Below are 3,310 nucleotides of genomic sequence, written 5' to 3' on the forward strand. Positions count from 1 at the left end.
AGGATCTGGACTGGCTCTCCCGCTCGCTGCAGGCGGTAGCCAATCCTCCCGCCAATCCCGCTTCGTGCACTCCGCTCTGGCTCGATCAGGCTGTGCTGGCTCGCCCGCAATATTCCCTGCTCTGGTGGCACCGGATTGCGCCCGATGAGCCGGTTAACTGGCCAACCGCCACTCCTGACAGTTGGCGCACCCTTTCGCTGGTGCAGACCAGCCAGCGCGGTCAGCTGGTGTTGCAGCTGAGTCACAGTCAGGCGGGGCCGGTGGAGTGATGCCAAGGGGTTGAGTCGTTGCAGGCAGCGATGGATGAGCAGCCTCAGTCACAGATTGTTTCGCTGGTGCAATAACTTTCACTTTTTTCTGATGTTATTTGCAACAATTGGCCAGTGGATGGTGGGGGCTATTAAACAGGAAATGGCAGAGCAGCCTCTCCGTTTTGGCTCTGGGCTTAATCCTGACATTGCCCTGACAATCTGAGCCTGCCGATCTGCTGCAATGGCGGCTCCCGTTTTTATCAGGAATCACCGACCATGACTTTTCTTCCCGTGCTGGCGAGCCGGATCCGCCCGCTGTTGCTGTTAGCGCCGCTGTTCTCCCTGCCTGCCGAGGCGCTGACCTTGGCCAACGATCAGTGGCGCATCGAGCTGGATCCCGCGACTCTGGCGGCCGAGGCTGTGTTGCCATCGGGCCAGCATCTTGCCATCTCTTCCCCCGGCCCGCGCCAGCCGGTCACCGCCCTGCAGCAGGAGGGTGAACGTGCCAGCTGGCTGACCCATGCCGATGGCGAGGTGCGGGCCTTGGCTCGCCTTGAGGGCAACCGTCTGATCCTCACCCTGAGCCGTGCGAGTGCTGGCGAGCTGGTGTGGCCGCGGGTGCCGGCAGGGGCGCAGGCGCTGATGCTGCCGATCCACGAGGGCTTTCGCATCCCGGTCGAGCATCCCGCGTGGCGCCAGGCGCTGGCGCAGGAGTATCAGGGGATCAATACCACCGAGGATCTCACCCTGCCGCTGGTCGGGCTGGATCACGGCGATCAGCAGCTGGCAATCCTCTTTGCCAACCCCTTCAACAACCGGCTCACCTTTGCCCCGAAGCAAGAGGGCATTGCCCTGACGGCGACCCATAGCGTCAATCGCCTCAATCTGGCTGACCCCTATGAGGTGGAGGTGTCGCTGCAGCCGGGCAACGACTGGCTGGCGGCGGCCAAGGCCTATCGCAACTGGCTGCAGGCGCGGGGCGAGCTGGTCTCGCTCGAGAGCAAGCTGGCGGCAGTGCCGGATGGCAAGCGGCTGATCGGTGCCTCTCACCTCTATCTCTGGGGCGAGCGACTGCTGGTGCCACAGGATGTGAAGAGCTGGCCTGCGCTGCGCCGCCTGATCCCCGCCGACTGGCTCAAGGGGGAGAGCAAAACGGCGCTGCAAGCGCCCGATCTTGAGCGCAACCGCTATCTGCAAAACCGGGTGCTGGCCGGGGTGGCTCAGGCGCTCGCGCTGCGCCATCCGGGTCAGCAACCGGCTGATTTCACCGCCCGGCGCGCGCTGGCGGCAAGGCAACTGGGCGCTGCGCTCAACGAGCCACAGAGCTGGGGTGATGGTAGCTCGGCCAAGATGATCGCCGCCCTCAAGCAGGCAGATCTTCCCAGACTCTGGCTGGGGCTGCCCCAGTGGACGGCGGGCTTTGCTGCGCCGCAGGGGATTGAACTTGCCAAACAGGCGGGTTATCTCATTGCACCCTACGACTCCTACGATACCGCGCTGCCGGAGGGGAATCGCCAGCAGAGCTGGCTCACCGCCCAGATGGGGCAGGATATTTACCTGCGCTGCGGCATCATGCAGGAGAACGGACGGCGCAAGAGCGGCTTTCAAAACAGCGGCGTCTACACCAATCAGGCCTGCGTGCGTCCGGTGATGGAGCAGCGGGTGCCCAAATTGCAGCAGGCGAGCCACTACAACAGCTGGTTCCTCGATGTGGCGGCGACCGGCATGGTGTTTGACGATTTCGACCCGGCCAAGCCGACCACTCAGGCGCAGGATGCGCAAAACCGGATGGCGGGGATGGCGTGGATTGCCAAGAGTCAGGGTGTGCTGGTGGGCTCCGAGGAGGGCGGGGCGGTAGCCAACCGCACCGCAGCCTTTGCCCATGGCCCCCAGACCAGCGGCTTTGGCTGGCAGGATCCTGATATGCGCCGCAACAAGCGCTCTCCCTACTATCTGGGGGCCTGGTATCCCGAGCATCAGCCCGCGTTCTTCTTTCGCCAGAGCCGCCTCAAGCCCGGGTATCAGGGGCTCTATTTCGATCCGGCGCTGCGGCTGCCGCTGTTCCAGAGCGTCTTTCACGACAGCATAGTGACCACCCACCACTGGACGATGGACAGCCTCAAGTTCAAGGAGAGCCGTCAGGTCATCGAGCTGTTGCAGCAGCTCTACAACGTGCCGCCCCTGCTCAACCTCAGTCTTGATAGCGCCAGTGCGCGCATTCCCTACCTCAAGGGACTCGATGCCTTCTTCCGCCCGCTACACCAACGGCTCTACAACCAGCCCCTCACCGGTTTTCGCTGGCTCGACAAGAAGGGAGAGGTGCAGCAGAGCGAATTTGCCGATGGCACCCGGCTGATAGCCAACTTCGGCCCGGCCACCGAGTTGGCAGGGATAAAACTGGCCGCTCAAAGCGTACTGGCGCTGCTGCCCGATGGCAGCCAGCTGCAGTTTGTTTCGCAAGCTGATGGCGCCCGTTAATCCGGGATCCTGGCTGTTATTTACTCAGAGGATGATGTGGCAGAACTTTTCATGTATAGATGAAGATTCCGATAAATGAATAAGAGGTAGTTCTGATGATTGAGAGTGAAGTGATTAGAGAGGTAAACCATCCGGCGTGGCCGCTGGTCTGGCAGATCTATGGGGAGAGTTTTCCTCGCTACGAGCAGCGCCAGTCACAGCATCAGTCACAGAAGATGCGGGATCCTCGCTATCACTGCCAGATCTTTTATCAGGACGGCCAGTTGCTCGGCTTCATCTTCTGGTGGGCCTGCGGTGAGCAGATCTATATCGAACATCTGGCCATCAATCCGGCGCTGCGCGGCCGCAACTACGGCAGCCGTCTGCTGGCCGAATTTTGCGAACAGGCGGGAAAAACCGTCATTCTCGAGATCGATCCGCCAGAGGATGAGATTGCCATTCGCCGCCTGCGTTTCTATCAGGGGCTGGGCTTTTGCCTTAACGATTATGCCCATGTGCACCCGCCTTATCAGCCTGACTACGAGGGCCATGCCCTGCGGATGCTGAGCTATCCGGCGCCTCTCGAGGAGGAAGATTACTTG

The 3,310-nt window shown here is 61.7% G+C and carries 3 protein-coding genes; all 3 read left to right on the forward strand.

The window, feature by feature from the left end:
* Positions 1–269 (forward strand): DUF2861 family protein (locus LD28_RS23395; protein WP_033137034.1); only part of this gene is annotated, 269 nt, incomplete at its 5' end.
* A gap of 258 nt (positions 270–527) precedes the next feature.
* The gene (locus tag LD28_RS0111115) at positions 528–2,729 is read left to right on the forward strand and encodes a glycoside hydrolase (RefSeq protein WP_033137035.1); all 2,202 of its coding nucleotides are present in this window, start codon (positions 528–530) and stop codon (positions 2,727–2,729) included.
* A gap of 95 nt (positions 2,730–2,824) precedes the next feature.
* The coding region (locus LD28_RS0111120) for a GNAT family N-acetyltransferase (protein ID WP_033137036.1) at positions 2,825–3,310 on the forward strand (486 nt) is incomplete at its 3' end.

Source organism: Aeromonas finlandensis, assembly GCF_000764645.1.
Lineage (GTDB): Bacteria > Pseudomonadota > Gammaproteobacteria > Enterobacterales > Aeromonadaceae > Aeromonas > Aeromonas finlandensis.